We start from the raw sequence: 20,334 nt of genomic DNA, 5'->3' as shown, positions 1-20,334 counted from the left end.
ACATCATATCTCATACTTCATACGTCAGTTTCACCGTTTGCTCAATTGCCCGATCTACGTCGCTACGTTTGCGATCGGGAGGGTCGAAGCGGTTGAAGGGACGTAGTTCAAGGACGAACGTTTCTTCAACCGTTTTTTCGTCTATAGGTGTCAGAAGTTTATACCCGGTGAGTTTGACCGGAATCAGGCCATGTTTCGATTTGAAACGTAGCAGTATGGAAGCCAGCAACTTTTCTACAGCAATAATAGACGTATCGGGGGCCGGAACGAACCGCACTTCGGCGTGGTTACGGTCAACTATCGTTTGTTCTTCCAGTGCGAAATGGCCTTCACAACTCGAGAATGTTCGCACCAGTCCTGTTTGGTTCAGGGCATCAACCAGCGGGCGAATTTTTGGTTCTACGTTCTCCATTAAGGTTCACCGTCAACCAACGCCATCTCATCCGCATCGTTCACTTTATGACGTATCAGTTCTGGCTTTTTCCGCCAGAACCACACCAGATAGCCCACTGCCAATAGTGCCAGTACGCCCCCTACACCAAACGAAGCCTCGATGCCAGCCTCGCCAACGTGATTCAGCAGCCACCCCGCTCCTACTGCACCCAACCCAATGCCGGCTTCGAGTGCAATGTACATGGTTGCCATAGCTCGTCCACGCGTATGCTCATCGCTCAAATCGGCAGTCCAGGCCTGCACCGTCGGCGAGTTCATTCCCCACGACATACCGTAGAAAATAGCGGCTGTCCAGAACAGGACCAACGTATCGGCAACAACCAGCAAGGCCATCGACAAAGCCAGCACTGCCGTCGAAATCGCCAATACAGGTACTCGTCCGTATCGGTCCGATGACTTACTGAAAATCAGTCGAACGACCAGTGAAGCAATCGTGTAGACCGTAAAAAACAAGCCTTTGTTCGTAATGCCTAACGTAGCACTCAGGTCCGAAATAACTGTCAACACCACACCCGACGAGAACGATTGCAGCAGCAGAACAATAAAGGGAGGTATCGCCTGCTTATCGAAGATTTCTTGTTTTTTCAGACGTAGCAACCCAAAGCGAAAAGGTTGAGTATTCACCAATGTTTCCGGCATACGTAGCAGAATACCTATAGAGAGCAGTGCAAAAGCCGATGATACCCAGAACATTACGTTCATCGAAAAGTCAGTAGCTAACCAACTTCCGATGGCCGGTCCCAACGACATACCCATCGCTGTAAACAAACCCAGCATACCCATCGCTTCGCCCCGGCGGTTGGCTGGTACTACGTCCGCTACATAGGCAGCCGTAGCCGTGGGTTTGGTCCCCGTTGAAAAACCGTGAATGAGACGTAGCGTCAAAAATCCCCAGACAGTTATCAGGTATGGATACAGAAATCCGCAGACAAAGCACACTAATGAACCAAAAGCCATGACTGGAACCCGGCCTACGGTATCCGTAATTTTGCCGCTGAATGGCCGCGAAACACCCGCTGTGAACGTAAAGAGCGCAATAATCAACCCGACATATTCCCGCCCACCCAACCTGGTCAGGTAATTTGGCAGTTCAGGAATCATCATCGAAAAACTGGCCGAGAACAGGAAGTTACTAACAGACAACAGCCAGAACGAGAGCGTATACAGGGAAGGACCGGGAGAAACCGAGCGCGAAAAAGGCGAGCGAACTATCAAAACGAGTTGATTTGGTTCACCCAAATTTACAACTCTTTCCGCAAATACCAGCCGATAACGTAACAGTTCTTCGTTTCACGTTTTTGCAGCAGCCAATGAAGCACCGCCCGGTAATGTGGATGAAACTTGAAACCAAAAACTAGCACCTACTTCAACGCATATGCGTAAATTTGCGAACTGAATTACGAATCAGCTTTCAGTCATTCCTAATTCATCATTCATAATCGCACCGGCGACCCGGTCACTATTTAAAGCATGTCTCGTAACGTCAAAATCGGCCTGTTCCTGACCGTTTCCATTCTGCTCAGTACGTTCTCCTTTTATTTCTGGCAGGTTTTCAAAAGTCCGAATCTTCTTGTACAAGATAACGACAAAACGTTTGCCCTCCTGATTCCGCGCGGTGCTACGTTCGAATCGGTGATGGATACGCTCAAACTGCATAAAGTCATCAACGATGAAACCTCGTTCCGGTTTCTGGCTAAGATGATGAAATACAGCGAGAAAGTTAAAGAAGGACGTTACGAAATTAAACCAAAAATGGGCAACCGCGAAGCCCTGGTGAAACTACGTAGCGGTAATCAGGATGCCATGCCCGTTACGTTCAATAACATCCGGATGAAAAGCGACCTGATTCAACGGCTCGGCAACAAGTTTGAATTTGGACCGGATGCCCTTGGCAAACTTCTTAACGACCCTGCTACGTGCGAGAAATTTGGTTTCGATACCACCACCATCGTCTGTCTGTTCCTTCCTAATACGTATCAAATTTTCTGGACCATCAAGCCCGAAGCGTTTCTGGACCGAATGGGTACGGAATACAAAAAATTCTGGACGCCTGAGCGACAGGCTAAAGCGAAAGAAAAAGGACTGACGCAAACCCAAACGCAGGTACTGGCTTCGATTGTAGCGTCAGAAACCAACAAACGTGACGAGCAGCCCCGTGTGGCCGGCGTTTATCTGAACCGGCTGAAACGAGGTATCAAGCTGGAAGCCGACCCGACTGTTATTTTCGCCCTACGTGATTTTGGGATACGTCGGCTGCTGAATCGTCAACTCACCATCGATTCGCCTTACAACACGTATCGTTACACCGGATTGCCTCCCGGTCCCATAAACCTGCCTGCGCCAGCCACGATTGACAACGTTCTGAATGCCGAACAGCATGATTATCTGTACTTTGTGGTCGATGCTCGTTTTAACGGCTATCATACGTTTTCGAAAACCCTAGCCGAACATCTGGCAAACGCCCGCTTGTATCAACAGGCACTCACTCGTATGAAGATTATGAAATAGAAGGCCCCGACAGGCTCTGGCTGTCGGTCGTAACTACAAAGTTAGTCGCTGGCGCGACTCTAACAGCCGGAGCCTGTCAGAGCCAAATGCCGACTACCCATTCCTATGATTAATCACGACGTTACCAACATTCGCGTACGCTATTACGATACTGACCAGATGGGCATTGTGTATTACGGCAACTACGCCCGTTACTATGAAATTGGCCGGGTCGAAACGCTACGTTTTCTGGGACTTACCTATAAAGAAGTTGAAGAAGGTGGTATTTCGATGCCGGTTTATGATCTTAATTCACGATTCATACGGGCTGCTAAATACGACGATCTCCTGACCATTCGGGTAACGATTCCGCAAATGCCTAAAACCCGGTTGATGTTTAGTTACGAGATTTTCAACCAGAATGGTCAGTTACTCAATACCGGCCAGACAACACTCGTCTTTGTACGTTCCGATACGGGCCGCCCCTGCTCGGCACCTGCTGAATTAGTGGAAGCAACCAAACCTTTCTTTTGAGTGGTAAGTTACTACGTAGTCAAGAGTAGATAGTCATTAGTCGTCAGAACGTAGTTACTCTTAATGACTGTTGCCTATCGACTAATCACCACTATGTTCGACAAGCTATTGGGTTTTAAGTCGTTGCGAAATCTACGCATCTGGCTACACGACCACCATCCGTTTAATTCGAAAACAACCTGGTATGCCTTTCTGAAGCGAATGGGCAACCAGATTGTAGACAATAATACCAGCGAACGAGCTGCTTCGGTAGCGTATAGTCTGATTTTGGCGGTTTTCCCGACGGTGATCTTTTTCTTCACGCTTATCCCTTACATTCCAATTCAAAACCTCGAAGATCAGATTATGGTCTTTCTGAAGGAATTGCTCCCCGGTGATACGTTCAGTTCAGCCGATACAACCATCCGGGATATCATCAGCCGACCACGTAGCGGAGTGCTGTCGCTGGGTTTTTTTCTGGCTTTGTATTCGGCTACCAGTGGCGTAGTTGCTTTGATGCAGGCGTTCAACTCGTCATACCATTCAGCCGAACGGCGCGGTTTTTTCAAGATTCGCGCGATTGCCATCGGGTTGACGTTTACGCTGGCATTTGCATTGATCCTGGCCGTTGTCGTGCTCATTATTGGCGGCATTGTCAGCGACTACCTGCTTCACTTCGGCATTCTAAACAATGTTGTTTTTGTCAACCTGTTAGCGATAGGCCGCTATCTGGTTGTTTTTGCAGTTTTTCTGGCGACAGTTTCCATGATTTACCGGTTTGGTCCAAACGTAAACATGAAGTGGAGTCACATCTTACCTGGTTCGGTTGCGGCCTCCATTTTAATCGTGCTGACGACGTTCGGCTTTTCGTATTACGTCTCTAATTTTGGTTCATACAACAAATTGTATGGATCAATTGGTACGTTGATTGCCCTAATGATCTGGATAAATCTGATCTCAATACTGCTGATTTTAGGGTTCGAAATGAACGTAGCGCTTTATGATTTAGAAGCTGACAAGCCTACTAATAAATCCTCCAAAACAACAAACGCCACCCTCAAAGCGTGAGATGGCGTTTGCAAACCTAACCCATAAATGTAATAGCACACATCAGCGACGTGTCAGTTTGGCACAGTCGAAATGCGTTCTTCCAATCGTTCGCCAAAAACGTGCCAATTTTTTCATACCTCCTCTCAATTGCGGTTCTACTACCCTAATTGTAGACAAAAGCAGAAATAAAGTTTGAACCTTAGTTGCCTTAGGTGTCAAAGAAACACCAATAAAACTAACCTATTGGTATAAAATGATTTGGCATCGAACTTGCTTGCTATGCCTCTGGTCACCGATTCTATTTCTTCTTTGGTATCCCATCCAACTGACGCTGTTACCTGGGTAACAGTCATTTGCACATGTTTCAACCATGAAGCCTATGTTGAAAAGGCGCTGCAATCAGTCGTTGATCAAACTTATCCCTACGTTGAGTTAATCATCATCGACAATGACAGCAGCGATCATTCTGTTGACCAGATTATTAATTTCATAACTCGTCATCCGACCGCACGATTTATTCAGAATCCTCAAAATTTGGGTTTAAACCGCGCCTTTAACTTGGGGCTGTCATTGGCTAAGGGTCGTTACGTTGTTGACTTATCGGCGGATGACGTACTACTTCCGACGCGTCTGGAAAAACAGGTGGCCCAATTTGAAATGCTTTCTGATACGTATGCTGTTGTCTTTTCCAACGCTACGTATATTGATTCGTTAGGCAGTGCTATTGGTTTACACTATCCTATTAATGCACATGGGCAGGCGCGAGCCCGGATACCTTCGGGGAATGTTTTCAAAAATATCCTGGAGACGTATTTCATCTGCACACCTACTATGCTCATGCGTCGGGACGTACTGAATCAGTTGGGCGGTTACGATGAATCACTCGCTTATGAAGACTTCGATTTCTGGGTACGTTCCGCCCGGACGTATCAATATGCCTACCTCGATGAGGTGTTGACGCTCAAGCGACGCTTACCGACCTCTTTATCGGCGCAGGTAAGTTATACCGATAACAAATTGCTGGAATCGACGTTGGTAGTTTGCCAGAAAGCTTACGGGCTTTGCCAAACGCCCGATGAATTTGCCGCCCTGACCAGTCGCCTAAGCCAGTTTATTCGAAAAGCATTTTATACAGAACAGTTCGAGTTAGTTGAGCGATTTGGAGAACTCCTTCAACGTATCGAACGGCCTGATCTGTTAACTTATCTCGTTCTGTTGTTAGGTCAGTTACGTGTTCCTGTCAATTCACTTTACCGGTTTTTTCTAAGGCAAAGGAGAAGCCCTGCCTCAACCTTTTGAAAATAAATCGGGTTTAGTTGATAGTAAATTAATAGCGGGTTTCTTCACCACAACGGACCGTCTGCGTTTCAATTCTATGGGAGCCGAATTCATAAAATTATATCCGAAAAATCCTGATCTACGCCGGATTGAGTACGTAGTAAGTGCCCTACGCGATGGCGCGGTAGTCATTTATCCTACCGATACCATTTACGGGATGGGTTGCGATATCCATAATGCCCGATCTGTTGAACGAGTGGCACGTATTAAAGGCATTAAACCGACGAAAAACGATTTCTCGTTTATCTGCTACGACCTGAGTCACATTGCCGACTATGCACGGGTTAGTAATCAGGCGTTTAAGCTCATGAAAAGTTTGCTTCCAGGGCCTTATACGTTTATCCTTCAGGCTACTAACAGCGTACCGAAACTCCTGAATACCAATAAAAAAACGGTTGGTATCCGGGTACCCGACAACGATATTCCCCGGCAACTGGTGCACGAGCTTGGCCACCCGATTATCACTACGTCGATTCGCGATGAAGATGAAATCATCGAATACTCAACTGATCCGGAATTAATTTTCGAAAAGTTTCAACACCAGGTCGACATTGTAATTGATGGAGGCTACGGTGGCAACGTTCCTTCGACCATTATCGACGCTACGGACGATACGTTCACCGTTGTTCGGCAGGGTTTAGGGGAATTTGTACTTTGAAATGTTATGATAACCATTTATACTTGCATTGTTGGGTTAACACTCCTGGCGGAGGTTGGCCCTTTTTTTGTAGTCTTTTATTTGTAGTCTTTTTAGTCAAATCTATTCTATCATAGTATGCGCTTTACCCTGGCCGCATTATCTCTGCTGGCTCTTTGTCACGTAACAAGTTGCTCCTCTCAGTCGAAAGACGATTCTTCTAAGACCAGCAAGCCCACCACCGAAGCTTCTGCTAAATCCAGTTCAGCTACCGACTCCACCGAAACAGCCTCAGCTACACCCGTTGGCTCGACACGTAGTGTCAGCACCGGCGATTCAACGCTTGATTCTCTGACCTATGCACCTGAAGGGGCTATCCTTCCAGGCAAGCGAATTTTTGCTTATTACGGCAATCCTCATTCGAAAAAAATGGGCGCTTTGGGCGAATATCCGAAAGAAGAAATGCTTCAGCGACTGGATAAGGAAATCAGCAACTGGCAGAAAGCAGACCCAGCTACACCTATTCAGCCCGCGCTTCACCTGGTTGCTATTTCGGCACAAGGGGCACCGGGTAAAGATGGTGGTTATCGACTTCGGATGTCGGACAAAACCATCAAGAAAGTCATCAAATGGGGTAATGAACACAAAGCTATTGTGTTTCTCGACATTCAGCGGGGCCACGCCGACCTTGGCGGAGAGATGAAATACCTGGAAAAATACCTGAAATTACCGTTCGTTCATCTGGGAATTGACCCCGAATTTTCGATGGTAACGGGTCACAAACCGGGTACTAAAATTGGCTCTTACGATGCCGCCGATGTGAACCAGGCTGTTCAGTTCCTAAGCAAAGTTGTGAAAGAGAATAATGTACCGCCTAAAGTGCTGGTCGTACACCGATTCACGCAGGGCATGATTAAAAATTATAAAAATATTAAGCTCAACCCGAACGTACAGATCGTGATGGACATGGACGGATGGGGCCCTCCGGTACTCAAAAAAGATTCGTACCACGATTATATCCAGAAAGAACCGGTTCAGTATACGGGCTTTAAGCTGTTCTACAAAAACGATTTCCGCAAACCCGGATCACGTATTATGACACCTGAAGAAGTACTCGCGCTGACGCCAAAGCCGATGTATATTCAGTATCAGTAATTCGATACGTTTATAAAGCAGAAGGGCAGCTAACGTAATGTTAACTGCCCTTCTGCTTTATAAACGTATCGGTCAATTCTTACCGGTTCTCAACCAGCGCTTTAAACTCATCGACCGTTACGTCCTGCGAAACTGTTGTCAGCTGCGTTTTAGCGTATTCGATGATTTTATCGTCATAAACCTGGTTGAACGTACTAGTGTAGTTCTGACCGTTATTTTTCTCATCCATCAGGTAGTTACGAGCAATCCGGTCGATGGTTTTGTTCATTTCCTCATCGTCGGTATTGGCAAAACCAAACTGATCGCGTACCATCGCCCGCGTTACGTTCAAGACTTCCTCAAACTCAACCTTTATGTCTGCTTTATCGGCAATCTTGTTTTTGATGAGTTGCAGTTTCACCGACTTCGCGAAGTCATCATACTGTTCATCAACCTGCTCAGGAGTGAATTTACCTTCGTTTACTTCCAGCAACCAGTTTTTCAAAAACTCGTCTGGAAGCAGAATAGGTGTATTTTCGAGCAGCGTTTTCTCAATATCTAAACGTAGCAGTTGAGCCGACTCACGAGCGTAGTTACTCTGAATAACTTCGACCACTTTCGCCCGGAACTGTTCTTCATCTTCAACCGCACCAACACCCAGCACTTTGTCGAAAAACTCCTGATTCAGTTCAGCGGGTTCATGGCGGGTAATATCGTCGATGGAAAAGGTGAATTCACCAGTCAGGTCAGCGGCTTCTTCGGCTTTAACGCCAGTAGCATTGGCGCGTGCTTTCTCATCAGGGAAAGCTTGCTCCAGTACGAACGTAACGGCATCTCCTTTTTTCTTACCAACAAACTGACCTTTGGACTCTTCCGCCATTTTGTTCATCGGCAGGGCAGTTTTGGCTGAGAAACCCGTTTCTCCTTCCGCTACGTTCACTTGGTTCAGTTCCCCATAAATGGTATCGCCTTCGCCAACTTCTTCGCCGTGCGCATGCGTATGGAAACGCTGCTGTAGATCAGCAATTGTCGAATTCACTTCGGCATCACCCGCCTGAATAGCATATTGCGTAACGCTCGGCAGATCGCTGAAATCAATATCGAATTCCGACGCCAGTCCTAAGGTATAACTGAAGGCAAAATCAGTCTGATTATCCCAGTCAATAGCTTCGGCCTGTTCGCGATCTGGAATCGGGTCGCCTACTACCTGAAGTTTATTGTCACGGATATACTGGCTAACCGTTTTGCTGAGCATCGAGTTGATTTCGTCAACCAGAATGCTTTTGCCGTACATTTTCTGAACCAGCGAAGCAGGAACGTGGCCCGGCCGGAAACCTTTCAGCTGAACTTTCTTACCATAATCTTTCAGCTTTTTATCAACTTCCGGCTTATAGTCGGCAGGGGTCAGTGTAATTTTCAGCGAAGCATTGGTATCGCTGGCTTTTTCTAAGGTAATATCCACGTGTATGTCGGTTTAAAACGAAAGAGCGAAAGAGTGAAAGAATAAAAGAGTGAGTCATTTACAGACAAACGCTCTTTCGCTCTTTCACTCTTTCGCTTTTAACTTTAGTACGGGCGGAGGGACTCGAACCCCCATGCCTTGCGGCACCAGATCCTAAGTCTGGCACGTCTACCAATTTCGCCACGCCCGCATGGCCTTTTGGAGTTGTAAAGTTTAGAGTTCTAGTGTTGTAAAGTTGTTCCTGTAAAGAAACCCTATAACTCCGTACTTCAGTAACTCCGTGTTTGGGAGTGCAAAAGTATGAAAAAAATTTAACTCATCAAGTGATTCGCACGAAGGTTTTATTTTTAGATAATATCCGGTCATTTTTCGGCGAATATTTTGTTATCTTGGTAGAACGCGTACTACCGATGCCAATCCCTGCAACGAAGCCATCATGATGAATACAATCGACCGTCGCCCCCACCCGGAGCCCGTTATTGACCTGGAGCTGGAACGACAGGAAATTCTCAAACGTTATCGACGCCTGCTACGTGCCGCGAAGCCCATGCTGAAAGGCGACGACGCGAAGCTGATCAAGAAAGCGTTTAATATGTCGGCCGAAGCGCATAAGAATATGCGTCGTCGGTCTGGTGAACCTTATATATACCACCCACTGGCTGTGGCGCAGATTGCCGTTGAAGAAATCGGCCTGGGCACTACCAGCATCGTAGCCGCGCTCCTCCACGACGTAGTGGAAGATACAGAAACGACCATTGCTGACATTGATCGCGCTTTTGGCCCAAAAATAGCCCGCATTATCGATGGTTTAACCAAAATTTCGGGCTATTTTGAGTACGGCTCTTCGCAGCAGGCCGAGAATTTCCGAAAAATGCTGCTGACCCTCTCCGACGATGTACGGGTCATTCTCATTAAACTGGCCGACCGGCTTCACAACATGCGGACGTTGGACTCCATGCCCCGCGACAAGCAGTTGAAGATTGCCTCCGAAACGATTTATATCTACGCTCCGCTGGCTCACCGGCTGGGTTTATACACCATTAAGTCGGAACTGGAAGACATGTACCTGAAACATGTTGAACCAGAAGCTTATAAGGATATCGCCAAAAAACTTCGCGAAACTCGGCTGGCCCGCGATCGATTCATCGGTCGGTTTATTGAACCGATTGAAAAAGATATGGCCGAAACCAAAATCAAATACGTGATTAGAGGCCGGCCAAAATCGATTTATTCCATCTGGAACAAGCTGAGCAAATCGAAAAAACCGTTCGAAGAAATTTATGATTTGTTCGCGGTACGTATCATTCTCAACGTAGCGCAGGAAGAAGAGAAAGCTGCCTGCTGGCGAGCCTATTCCATCGTTACAGACCATTATAAACCCAACCCCGACCGTCTGAAGGACTGGATTAGTACGCCACGCGCTAATGGTTACGAATCGCTCCATACGACGGTCATGAGCAAGCAGGGGCAGTGGGTGGAGGTACAGATACGTACCGAGCGCATGAATGAAATTGCCGAAAAAGGCTATGCGGCTCACTGGAAATACAAAGGCAACGACACGCAGGCGGGTGCCGGCATTGAGGCCTGGATCAGTCAGGTACGCGATATGATTGAGTCGGCGGGGCATGGTGATAAGAAGGCCGCCATTGAATTTGTCGATGATTTTCGGAGCAATCTCTACAGCGAAGAAGTATTTGTTTTTACGCCCAAAGGTGAACTAAAGGTGTTGCAACGAGGTGCCACAGCACTTGATTTTGCGTTCGACATTCACACGCAGGTGGGTGCCCGCTGTATGGCTGCCAAGGTCAACAATACGTTGGTGCCCTTGAGTTACGTACTGCAAAATGGCGATCAGGTCGAAGTCATTACGTCGAATCGGCAGAAACCCAGTGAAGACTGGCTGCGGTTTGTGGTAACCTCGAAGGCAAAAACCAAGATTAAGGATCTAATCAAGGAAGATAACAAACGCTACGTTACCGACGGTCGCGAAGCAGTTGCCAAGAAGTTGCGGTTGCTACGTATGGAAATGACCAACGAAGTCCTGAACCAGTTACGGGCGTATTTCGGGTCGAAAACCACCGACGATTTCTTTTACCGCGTAGGCAAAGGTCATATTGACGTAGGCGAACTGAAGAAATTCAAGTCGGATAAAGAAGCGAAGGAAAACCGCGCTAATAAACTCAATACCGATACAATACCCGACGCCAAGGCGTTTGTTAAAGAGCTTAAAAAGATTCACGGTGAGCGAGCCGATGCCGACATGTTGCTCATTGGCGAAGACATGGACCGCATCGACTATACGCTGTCCAAGTGTTGCAATCCGATTTCGGGTGATGACGTATTTGGTTTTGTGACGATTAATGAAGGCATTAAAATTCACCGTGTTACGTGTCCGAATGCCGTTGAGTTGATGTCGAACCATGGCAACCGAATCATCAAAGCGAAATGGACGTCGCAAAAAGAACTGGCCTTCCTGGCGGGGCTACGTATCACTGGTACCGACCGAGTTGGCCTGATCAACGACGTAACACGGGTGATTAGCAACGAATTACACATCAACATGCGGTCGGTGGCAATCGATTCGAAAGACGGTATTTTTGAGGGAAATATTAAGCTATACGTCCACGATACGGTTCACCTCGATACGCTGATGAACAAACTCGAACAAGTAAAAGGCGTTTTTGAGGTAGTTCGATTCGACTCCTAGAAAATGACAATGGTTTCTTTTATTTATACTGTATATATATTACACGGTATGGAAGAGCCTGTACTTGAAACCTGCAACTGCAAAACTTACCTTTGCATTGTCAACTAATCGGAAACGGATATGCCTGCGCCGACACAAACGAATTTAGAGGCTGCCCAGATGATTTTTCGAGCGTACCTCGAACGGAAAGGTCTTCGAAAAACACCCGAACGCTTTGCTATTCTCGAAGAGATTTATAATCGTCAGGACCATTTTGACGTCGACGAGTTGTACATCTCTATGAAAAATAAAAAATACCGGGTGAGCCGGGCCACAGTCTATAATACGTTAGACGTATTGGTCGATTGTGACTTGGTGACGAAACATCAGTTTGGGCGAAATCTGGCTCAATACGAAAAATCATACGGATACCGCCAACATGACCACCTGATTTGCACTGACTGCCACAAAGTGATGGAATTCTGCGATCCGCGCGTGCAGAATATCCAGAATATGGTTGGTGATATGCTGAAATTCAACGTATTGCACCACTCACTGATTTTCTACGGCTCCTGCGCCCGCGATTTCTGCGAAAATCGCGAATTAGCTGCAACAAAAGTAGAAGTGACAGAACCTGTTGAAGATTAACGTAGTGTGCTACGTTACGTATTAGTCATACTGAAGCATAGTAAAAAAGGTAGTAGATTACCTGATTAACAGGAATCTGCTACCTTTTTTTAATTTTATTGACCAGCGAACCCAAAAACTCGCTTGATTTGTACTTAAAACGCATCATCAGCCAACGACCTTAAGCATAACGATACGTACCGACGACAGTCGGAGTCATTCTACTTTTTTTGTATGGGACTGCTTAATAAGGCCGTTCCAAATTCTTTTTTCTAATGATTGATGTTTTATTAGGGCTCCAGTGGGGCGACGAAGGAAAAGGTAAAATTGTGGACGTATTAGCGCCACAGTATCAGGTTGTTGCCCGATTTCAGGGTGGACCCAACGCCGGGCACACGCTCGAATTCAACGGCTTAAAACACGTGCTACATCAGATTCCGTCCGGCATTTTCCGCGACGACATTCAGAATATTATTGGTAACGGCGTCGTGCTGGACCCCATCGTGTTCAAAAAGGAAATCGACGGTCTGGCAAAGTTCAACCTGCCTCTCACAAAGAATTTACAGATTTCACGCAAGGCATCGATTATCATTCCAACGCACCGACTGCTGGATGCTGCTTACGAGCAGGCCAAAGGCGCATCGAAAATCGGATCGACGCTACGTGGTATTGGTCCAGCGTATCAGGACAAAGTAGCCCGGCAGGGATTGCGGGTTGGTGACGTATTGTCGCCCAACTTCCGCGAGAAATACGGCCAGCTTTTAAAAACGCACAAGACGATTCTTGAGCACAATCAGTTCGATTTTGCGTCGGTATTGCCACAGTTGGAGACTGAGTTCTTCGACGCAATTGAATTCATGAAGCAATTCGAACTGACTGACACTGAATATGTCATAAACGGCGCACTGACTGACAACAAAAAGATTTTGGCCGAGGGTGCTCAGGGTTCTCTACTCGACATTGATTTCGGTTCGTATCCCTTCGTTACGTCCTCCAACACCATGACAGCAGGTGCCTGCACGGGTTTAGGCGTAGCACCCAAGCAGATTGGGGAAGTGTTTGGCATTTTCAAAGCGTATTGTACTCGGGTGGGTAGCGGCCCCTTCCCTACCGAACTCAATGATGAGACCGGTGAACGTATGCGTCAGGAAGGCCGTGAATTTGGGGCTACTACCGGGCGTCCACGTCGGTGCGGTTGGCTTGATTTGCCCGCACTGAAATACGCTATCATGATTAACGGTGTAACGCAATTGGTCATGATGAAAGTAGACGTACTGAATATATTCGACGAAATCAACATTTGTACCCATTACCAACTGCCCGACGGTACGATCACTGAGCAATTGCCGTATGATCTTTGCGACACCGACGTAACGCCCATTTATAAGTCGTTCAAAGGCTGGAAATCCGACTTGACCAACATCCGGTCGTTTACCGACGTACCAAGTGAACTGGCTGACTACGTCTATTTTCTGGAAGATACACTCGGCCTCCCTATTAACTTTATTTCGACCAGTCCGGACCGTGAAGCCATCATCCATCGGCAAGCGGTTATTGCCTGATAGTCAGTTAATGAATAATGCACAATGATTAATGAATAATGGATTACTAACGGCCCATTACTCGTTAATCATTGTGCATTATTCATTAGAGGAAGGTTGTACGAAAACAGTAAACCCGGCCCACAACTGCCTTTTACTACGTGTTATTGCTACTACTAACATTTACTAAGCCCTGATTGCCGAATGGATACCCCACAAATCAAAAAAGCGCCCACTGTTTACGACGTGGCAATTGTTGGCTCCGGTGCCGGGGGCGGCATGGCTGCTTATACGCTCGCAAAAGCGGGTGCTAAAGTTGTACTGCTCGAAGCCGGCGGCTATTATGACCCTGCCGACCCGAAATACATTACGCAATTAAAATGGCCCTGGGAATCGCCCCGACGCGGAGCCTCAACGGAAGCCCGTTCGGGTGGGGATTTTGACGCGGCCTGGGGAGGTTGGGAAATCGAAGGGGAGCCATACTCGACAGTAGCCGGTACCGAATTCGGATGGTTTCGCTCACGGATGCTCGGCGGGCGCACGAATCACTGGGGACGTATTTCACTACGTTTCGGCCCCGATGATTTCCGCCGGAGGTCGATCACAGGCGTGGGTGATGACTGGCCTATTGCTTACGAAGACATGAAGCCGTTTTACGACAAAACGGATAAACTCATTGGGGTATTCGGGACAAACTTACCCGATTTTCCGAACGAGCCAGACGGTTTTTTCCTGCCCCCACCCAAGCCCCGGCTTCATGAATTGATGCTTCGGAAGGCGGGTAAAAGCATAGGAATTCCCGTTGTTCCCTCACGGCTGAGCATTCTGACTAAGCCCATCAATAATGAGCGCGGACAATGTTTTTATTGTCACCAATGTAATCGTGGCTGCCAGGCTTATGCCGACTTTTCGGCTTCATCAGTGCTTTGTATTCCTGCGGTTAAAACGGGCAACGTAACACTCGTAAACGGTGCAATGGCCCGCGAAGTCCTGACCGACCCACAAACAGGGTTGGCCACAGGCGTTAGCTACGTAGATAAAGCCACGTTACAGGAGATCACGGTACGTGCCAAAGCCGTTATGGTAGCAGCCAGCACCTGCGAATCAGCCCGGCTTCTGTTGAATTCTAAATCATCCCGTTTCCCAACTGGTTTAGCCAATAGTAGTGGTGTTATCGGTAAATACCTGAACGACTCGACCGGCGCTAGCCGCTCTGGATTCGTTCCGGCACTAATGGACCGTAAACGCTATAATGAAGATGGCGTAGGCGGCATGCACGTATTTACACCCTGGTGGCTTGATAACAAGAAATTAGACTTCCCACGGGGGTATCACATTGAGTACGGAGGGGGTATGGGTATGCCGGGTTACGGTTTCGGTGGTGGCATCGAATCGTTGAACGGAAAAATTCCCGGTCGTGACGGCCAAATGAAGCAAGCTGGCGGCTATGGTAAAGGCTTAAAAGACGATTATCGCCGGTTCTATGGCGCTTACATCAGCATGGCGGGTCGCGGTGAGCCGGTTCCTCTAGAAAGCAATTACTGCGAAATCGACCCTACCAGAGTTGATAAATACGGTATTCCAACGCTACGTTTCCACTACAAATGGTCGGATTACGAAGTCAAACAGGCGAAACACATGCAGGACACATTCGAGGAAATCATCCATGCGATGGGCGGTATTGCGCTTGGTTCCAAGCCTGGTCCTGATTCGGGTCATGGGTATGGTTTAGCCGCCCCCGGACGTATCATTCACGAAGTAGGTACTGTTCGGATGGGCAACGACCCCCAAAAGTCGGCTCTGAACAAGTTTCAGCAGGCACATGATGTGAAAAACCTGTTTGTGGTTGATGCAGCTCCGTTCCCTACGCAGGGCGATAAGAACGTAACGTGGACTATTCTGGCCGCTTCTATGCGTGCAAGCGAGTATTTCATTGATCAGGTGAAGCAGAAAAACATTTAGTGATTATTCATTGACGTACCCAAAAGTGCGGGCTGTAAAGATGTTATCTTCGCAGCCCGCACTTTTATTATTTCCATTCATGAACACCATTACGTATTACATCGTCGATGTTTTCGCCAACGCCAGGTATGAGGGAAATCAACTGGCTGTCTTTCTGGATTTAGACAATCAGCTCGCCGACGAGCATATGCAACGTATCGCCCGGGAAATTAACTTCGCCGAAACGACTTTTATCAAAGAAAATAAAAACAATCAGCGATTTGTCGTGCGGATTTTCACGCCTGAGCACGAGGTGCCATTTGCGGGACATCCTTCACTCGGCACCAGCTATGTTATCGCAAAATTTCTTACTCCAAAAGCGCCTGAGAATTTGACGCTTGAACTAATTTACAGTGATATAGAGATTTCGATCCGGGAACCTCAGAATCTTAACAACAGCTTATTTTACATGCGGCAAACCCAGCCCGAATTCCGCGAAACGTTCGACGCCAGTGACGTAGCAAAAGGTCTGGAAATCAACGTCGATGACATTGATCCTAGGCTTCCCATTCAGGAAATCAGTACGGGGCTGCCTTACATCATTATCCCGCTCAAAAATTTAGTGGCTATGGAAAACCTTGAGCTTACATATCAGTCGTTCAAAAATTTCCTTCTGTCGAAAAAAAAATACCGCACGAATAGCTCGACTGGTCATTCAACATCGCTTTTTTTCTTCACGAAGGAAACGTATGGTAATCAGAATAATTACAATGCCAGAATGCTGTTGATTGAAAATAATAAAGTATCGGAAGATTCAGCTACAGGTAGTGCTAACGGGTGTCTGTTGGCTTATCTGCTAACCTATGAGCAACGTAGCATTAAGGCTGTAGTTGAGCAGGGTTTTCAGATAAATAGAAATTCGTATATCTATTTGGATGGCGAACTAAATAATGGTCACTACGTATTAAACATTGGTGGCAGAAGCAGATTAATTGCTAAAGGAATCTGGTACGTATAAATAATGCAGAACATTCGATTAGCAGGTGTAGCGGGAGCATAAATAAACCTATTGCTAATTTATTAACATCAGTACTTACAGGTTTTCCAGAATTTCCCGGTAGCCTCTGCCAACAGGAATAGAGACTCCATTTACTTCAACAATTTCAGCCGTGTAAGTATCAATTTTATCAATTGAAATGATAAAAGATCGATGAATGCGTTTGAAAATTGTAACCGGTAATAGAGCCTCAATTTCATGTGTACTCATTTTAGAAAGGTACGTTTTTTTTGTCGTGACTATTTTAATGTATTCACGCTGACTTTCAATGTAAAGAACTTCCGAGTATAATACTTTAACTTTCTTTTTTTGAATAGTTAGAAACAAATAATCTTTTATATCTGGATTTATCGCTGATTTCTGCGTGTCCATCGCTGAGATTTTTATTTTATTCACAGCTACTAAAAAACGTTCAAAGTCAAAAGGTTTTAAAAGATAATCCGTCACGTTAAGATCAAAACCCTGCACCGCATATTGATGGTAAGCAGTAGTAATAATAATTGCGGGTTGAATGGCAAGTGTTTTTAGAAAAGCTAAGCCTTTTAATTTCGGCAGATGAATATCTAAAAAAATAAGATCGACGGTAGAAGATCTTAAATAGTCGGTGGCAAGAATCGCATCTTTAAACGTGCCTAGTAATTTCAGAAAAGGGACCTGCAAAATATAATCCGATAAAACTTTTGCAGCTAATGGCTCGTCTTCAACGATAATACATTTTATGTTAGACATGGCTTGCCAGATTAATTTGTAACGTAGCGGAAAAGTCTGATTCGCTTTGTTTCGCCGATAGTTGATAATCCGTGTAAAGCAACTCCAATTGCCGTCTTAAATTAGAAAGGCCAATATTTTCTTTTACACGCTGTTCGCCAGAAAATTCCTCCGTCGAATTTTTGACAATAAAGGCTAGTTGCCGCTCTTTTACCGATAGATGAATATCGACAAAGGGCTGATGTCGGGTTTCCGAAACGCCGTGTTTGAATGCATTTTCAACCAAGGGAATCAGCAGCAGGGGTGGTATAGCCTGTTTCATATCATCAATATTGTGATTGACATTAACCCGCAACGTCTCATCATAACGCAGTTTTTCAAGAGCAATGTAATCGCTCATAATTTTGAGTTCCTGCTCAATGGCAATAAACTCTCCACTGGTTTCATACAGCATAAAACGTAGCAGTTGAGATAAGCGTAAAATCGATTCAGGCGCTAGTTCTGATTTATCTCTGGCCAATGAATAAATATTATTTAACGTATTAAATAAAAAATGCGGATTAGTTTGCGATTTAAGATAATTGAGTTCGGCTTCTTGTTTTTCAATACGTAGTTGCTGAGCGGCTTGTTTCAATTTTTGATACGCATAAATATGCCTTGTAAAGCCAAAAAATAGCAGTGACATTATACCTCCCTGCATTTGAAATGCAACGGCGTCAGACAGGGACGTATCAGTTCGTAAAGCGGTATAAATATGTAACTGTATACCAACTTGTCGCCAAGCATATAAACCATACGAAAGTAAAAGCACAGTTCCCAACAAAAGAGGAATAGCAAGGATGATATTTACCAGGATATATTTTCTCTTTTTCGTAATACAAGGCAGCGCAAATTCGAAGAAAAGAAAATTGATAGCCACGAGATAAAAATTCCGCCAGATTTCGTTAGCAAAACGCAGAAAAAATATCTCCGTATCATTAACCAGATACGTAAACAACCATAATAATGTCCAGCCCAGAGCTGCCCGACTATAAAATACACGCTGATCCTTATCAATAGGTATCTTCATCCTACTGCCAATATGGGATTAATTTCTGCTTTTACGTTTTGACGTCTACAGAATCGGGTTTCTCTTCAACAAATAACCGATAAAAGTCAATCAGAAGAAGTAAATCCTGTTCAGCACTAAGACGCTCGTTTATTCACCAGTGTTTATGGGTTGATCAGCGTAATTATACCGTCTGTTTACTATGAACTGCTATTGGTTGACACTCGCTTTCGCAGTTGATTCCGATTCGATAATCTTGCCTAAAAAAACATGCAGTTTATGAAAAAGAATTTGCTCTTCCTCATAGCCTTATACTACGTAACGGCTCCTCCCCTACTGGCTCAGTTGGAACCTGACGCTGGTGCCTGGAAAACCTGGTTTATTCCATCAGGCAAGACGTATCGTTTGCCTTCGCCGTCTTCCTACAAAGCTGAAATTACACAAGTGCTTTCTCAGCAAAAAGACATGAATGCATCGGTTATTCAACAGATAACGTACTGGAACGCTGGAGCGCCCGGTTACCGATGGCTGGAAATGATGAACAAATTGTGGATAACTGATACGAGCTACAATGGCGCTTTAGCAAACATGTTACTTAGTGCTGCCATTTACGATGCCACTATTGCAGCCTGGGACACTAAATACGCCTGGAATCGGCCCCGTCCATTTGCAATTGACAGTCGGATAAAGGCTTGGGGAACGAAGCCAGAAAGCCCTTCGTATCCCTGCGAACATTCAGTAGCGGCTGGCGTAGCAACTACGCTTATTGCTCATTTCTATCCTTCTCTGGCAGATTCGGTCAATCGGATGGCCCAACGACTCATGGTTTCACGTATTGACGCCGGCGTTGCCTTTCCCAGTGACACTCGTGCGGGTTTTGAACTGGGCAAACGTATCGCCCAAAAAGAGATTGAGCAGACAAAAGATTTTGCGAATAAAACAGCCTGGAATGGTAAAATACCAACTAAACCTGGGCTCTGGAACGGGAAAAAGCCGATGTTTCCCCTTGCCGGACGTAACAAAACAGTAGTGCTGGACAGTAGCAGTCAGTTTCGGCCTGTCCCACCACCTGACTTTTCTAAAGAGATGACAGAATTAAAAAACTTTAAACAAACCTTTCGATCAAAAGCTAATGCGTTATATTGGGCCAGTCAGGATTTCTGGAGCGATGTGCTTACAAAAAAAATATTTGAAAGTAACCTGCATTTGAATCCACCACGGGCAGCCCAGCTTTACGCCATTACGAATATCGCAGCGTATGATTGTTTTATAGCCTGTTTCGAGGCTAAGTACGCTTACTGGGGCATCCGCCCTGATCAGTACGACACAACGTATCAACCATTAGTACCGACCCCGCCTTTTCCTGGTTATCCATCAGGACACGCTATGATGAGTGGCATGTATAGTGCGCTATTTTCTTACTTTTTTCCTGAAGACAAAGCTTATTTCCAGAAGAAAGCAAAAGATGCGGCAGAGTCCCGTTTTCAGGCGGGAATTCATTTCCGCACGGATAATGAGGTAGGGCTCGAAACAGGTAAAAAAGTTGGAGCTGCCATCATCAAGAAAGTACAAGCAGATGGTGTCGAATTATCGTTAACGCTGGCAAAACCCACAAAGACTGTTCGGCAATAGATGTTTTTACAAGTCAATAA

General features: G+C 45.9%; 17 protein-coding genes and 1 tRNA gene. 12 read left to right on the top strand and 6 right to left on the bottom strand.

What is annotated here, in order from left to right:
- Positions 1-10: 10 nt before the first annotated feature.
- Entirely contained in the window at positions 11-412 is a 402-nt protein-coding gene (locus IC229_RS29315) for a hypothetical protein (protein ID WP_190891616.1), read from the bottom strand.
- Complete coding sequence (locus IC229_RS29310; RefSeq protein WP_190891614.1) at positions 412-1,668, bottom strand: MFS transporter; 1,257 nt, start codon at positions 1,666-1,668, stop codon at positions 412-414. The genes IC229_RS29315 and IC229_RS29310 overlap by 1 nt, the downstream gene beginning before the upstream one ends.
- A 255-nt stretch (positions 1,669-1,923) precedes the next feature.
- Here IC229_RS29310 and mltG point away from each other — a divergent pair, with 255 nt between their 5' ends.
- From mltG to IC229_RS29280, 6 genes are all read left to right on the top strand, one after another.
- Positions 1,924-2,961: an endolytic transglycosylase MltG gene (gene mltG / locus IC229_RS29305; RefSeq protein ID WP_190891612.1), complete on the top strand. Its 1,038-nt coding sequence runs from the start codon at positions 1,924-1,926 to the stop codon at positions 2,959-2,961.
- A 105-nt stretch (positions 2,962-3,066) separates the two neighbouring features.
- Positions 3,067-3,474: an acyl-CoA thioesterase gene (locus IC229_RS29300; RefSeq protein ID WP_190891611.1), complete on the top strand. Its 408-nt coding sequence runs from the start codon at positions 3,067-3,069 to the stop codon at positions 3,472-3,474.
- Positions 3,475-3,567: 93 nt separating this feature from the next.
- On the top strand, positions 3,568-4,521 hold the full coding sequence (locus IC229_RS29295; RefSeq protein ID WP_190891637.1) for a YihY/virulence factor BrkB family protein: 954 nt from the start codon (positions 3,568-3,570) through the stop codon (positions 4,519-4,521).
- A gap of 261 nt (positions 4,522-4,782) precedes the next feature.
- Positions 4,783-5,802: a glycosyltransferase gene (locus IC229_RS29290; protein ID WP_190891609.1), complete on the top strand. Its 1,020-nt coding sequence runs from the start codon at positions 4,783-4,785 to the stop codon at positions 5,800-5,802.
- Positions 5,803-5,878: 76 nt separating this feature from the next.
- Positions 5,879-6,499, top strand: a complete 621-nt coding sequence (locus IC229_RS29285) for an L-threonylcarbamoyladenylate synthase (protein ID WP_190891607.1) — start codon at positions 5,879-5,881, stop codon at positions 6,497-6,499.
- 117 nt (positions 6,500-6,616) lie between these two features.
- Entirely contained in the window at positions 6,617-7,633 is a 1,017-nt protein-coding gene (locus tag IC229_RS29280; protein ID WP_190891605.1) for a hypothetical protein, read from the top strand.
- 79 nt (positions 7,634-7,712) lie between these two features.
- Here IC229_RS29280 and tig read toward each other — a convergent pair whose 3' ends face one another.
- Together tig and IC229_RS29270 are read right to left on the bottom strand one after the other, a co-directional pair.
- Positions 7,713-9,074, bottom strand: a complete 1,362-nt coding sequence (gene tig / locus IC229_RS29275) for a trigger factor (protein WP_190891603.1) — start codon at positions 9,072-9,074, stop codon at positions 7,713-7,715.
- Positions 9,075-9,182: 108 nt separating this feature from the next.
- Positions 9,183-9,264, bottom strand: a tRNA-Leu gene (locus IC229_RS29270).
- Between the two features lie 246 nt (positions 9,265-9,510).
- Here IC229_RS29270 and IC229_RS29265 point away from each other — a divergent pair.
- The 5 genes from IC229_RS29265 to IC229_RS29245 all read left to right on the top strand — a co-directional run bounded on the left by IC229_RS29265 (position 9,511) and on the right by IC229_RS29245 (position 16,887).
- Positions 9,511-11,781, top strand: coding sequence for a RelA/SpoT family protein (locus IC229_RS29265; RefSeq protein WP_190891601.1), 2,271 nt, complete (start codon positions 9,511-9,513; stop codon positions 11,779-11,781).
- A gap of 120 nt (positions 11,782-11,901) precedes the next feature.
- Positions 11,902-12,408 carry a Fur family transcriptional regulator gene (locus tag IC229_RS29260; RefSeq protein WP_190891599.1) on the top strand — a complete coding sequence of 169 codons (507 nt, stop codon included), beginning with the start codon at positions 11,902-11,904 and terminating at the stop codon, positions 12,406-12,408.
- A 254-nt stretch (positions 12,409-12,662) separates the two neighbouring features.
- The gene (locus IC229_RS29255) at positions 12,663-13,949 is read left to right on the top strand and encodes an adenylosuccinate synthase (protein ID WP_190891597.1); all 1,287 of its coding nucleotides are present in this window, start codon (positions 12,663-12,665) and stop codon (positions 13,947-13,949) included.
- Between the two features lie 183 nt (positions 13,950-14,132).
- Positions 14,133-15,890, top strand: a complete 1,758-nt coding sequence (locus IC229_RS29250) for a GMC oxidoreductase (protein ID WP_190891595.1) — start codon at positions 14,133-14,135, stop codon at positions 15,888-15,890.
- A 79-nt stretch (positions 15,891-15,969) separates the two neighbouring features.
- A complete protein-coding gene (locus IC229_RS29245; RefSeq protein ID WP_190891593.1) occupies positions 15,970-16,887 on the top strand; it encodes a PhzF family phenazine biosynthesis protein in 918 nt (305 codons plus the stop codon).
- Between the two features lie 75 nt (positions 16,888-16,962).
- Here IC229_RS29245 and IC229_RS29240 read toward each other — a convergent pair whose 3' ends face one another.
- Both IC229_RS29240 and IC229_RS35480 read right to left on the bottom strand, forming a co-directional pair.
- Positions 16,963-17,655: a LytR/AlgR family response regulator transcription factor gene (locus tag IC229_RS29240; RefSeq protein WP_190891591.1), complete on the bottom strand. Its 693-nt coding sequence runs from the start codon at positions 17,653-17,655 to the stop codon at positions 16,963-16,965.
- A complete protein-coding gene (locus IC229_RS35480) occupies positions 17,648-18,553 on the bottom strand; it encodes a sensor histidine kinase (protein WP_317171659.1) in 906 nt (301 codons plus the stop codon). The genes IC229_RS29240 and IC229_RS35480 overlap by 8 nt, the downstream gene beginning before the upstream one ends.
- A gap of 408 nt (positions 18,554-18,961) precedes the next feature.
- Here IC229_RS35480 and IC229_RS29230 point away from each other — a divergent pair, with 408 nt between their 5' ends.
- Positions 18,962-20,314: a phosphatase PAP2 family protein gene (locus tag IC229_RS29230; RefSeq protein WP_190891587.1), complete on the top strand. Its 1,353-nt coding sequence runs from the start codon at positions 18,962-18,964 to the stop codon at positions 20,312-20,314.
- Positions 20,315-20,334 lie beyond the last annotated feature (20 nt).

The sequence above is a fragment of the Spirosoma profusum genome (assembly GCF_014699005.1).
In the GTDB taxonomy this organism is placed as follows: Bacteria; Bacteroidota; Bacteroidia; order Cytophagales; family Spirosomataceae; genus Spirosoma; species Spirosoma profusum.
Note: the sequence above shows the minus strand (reverse complement) of the source record. Positions and strands in the feature narration are given on the sequence as shown.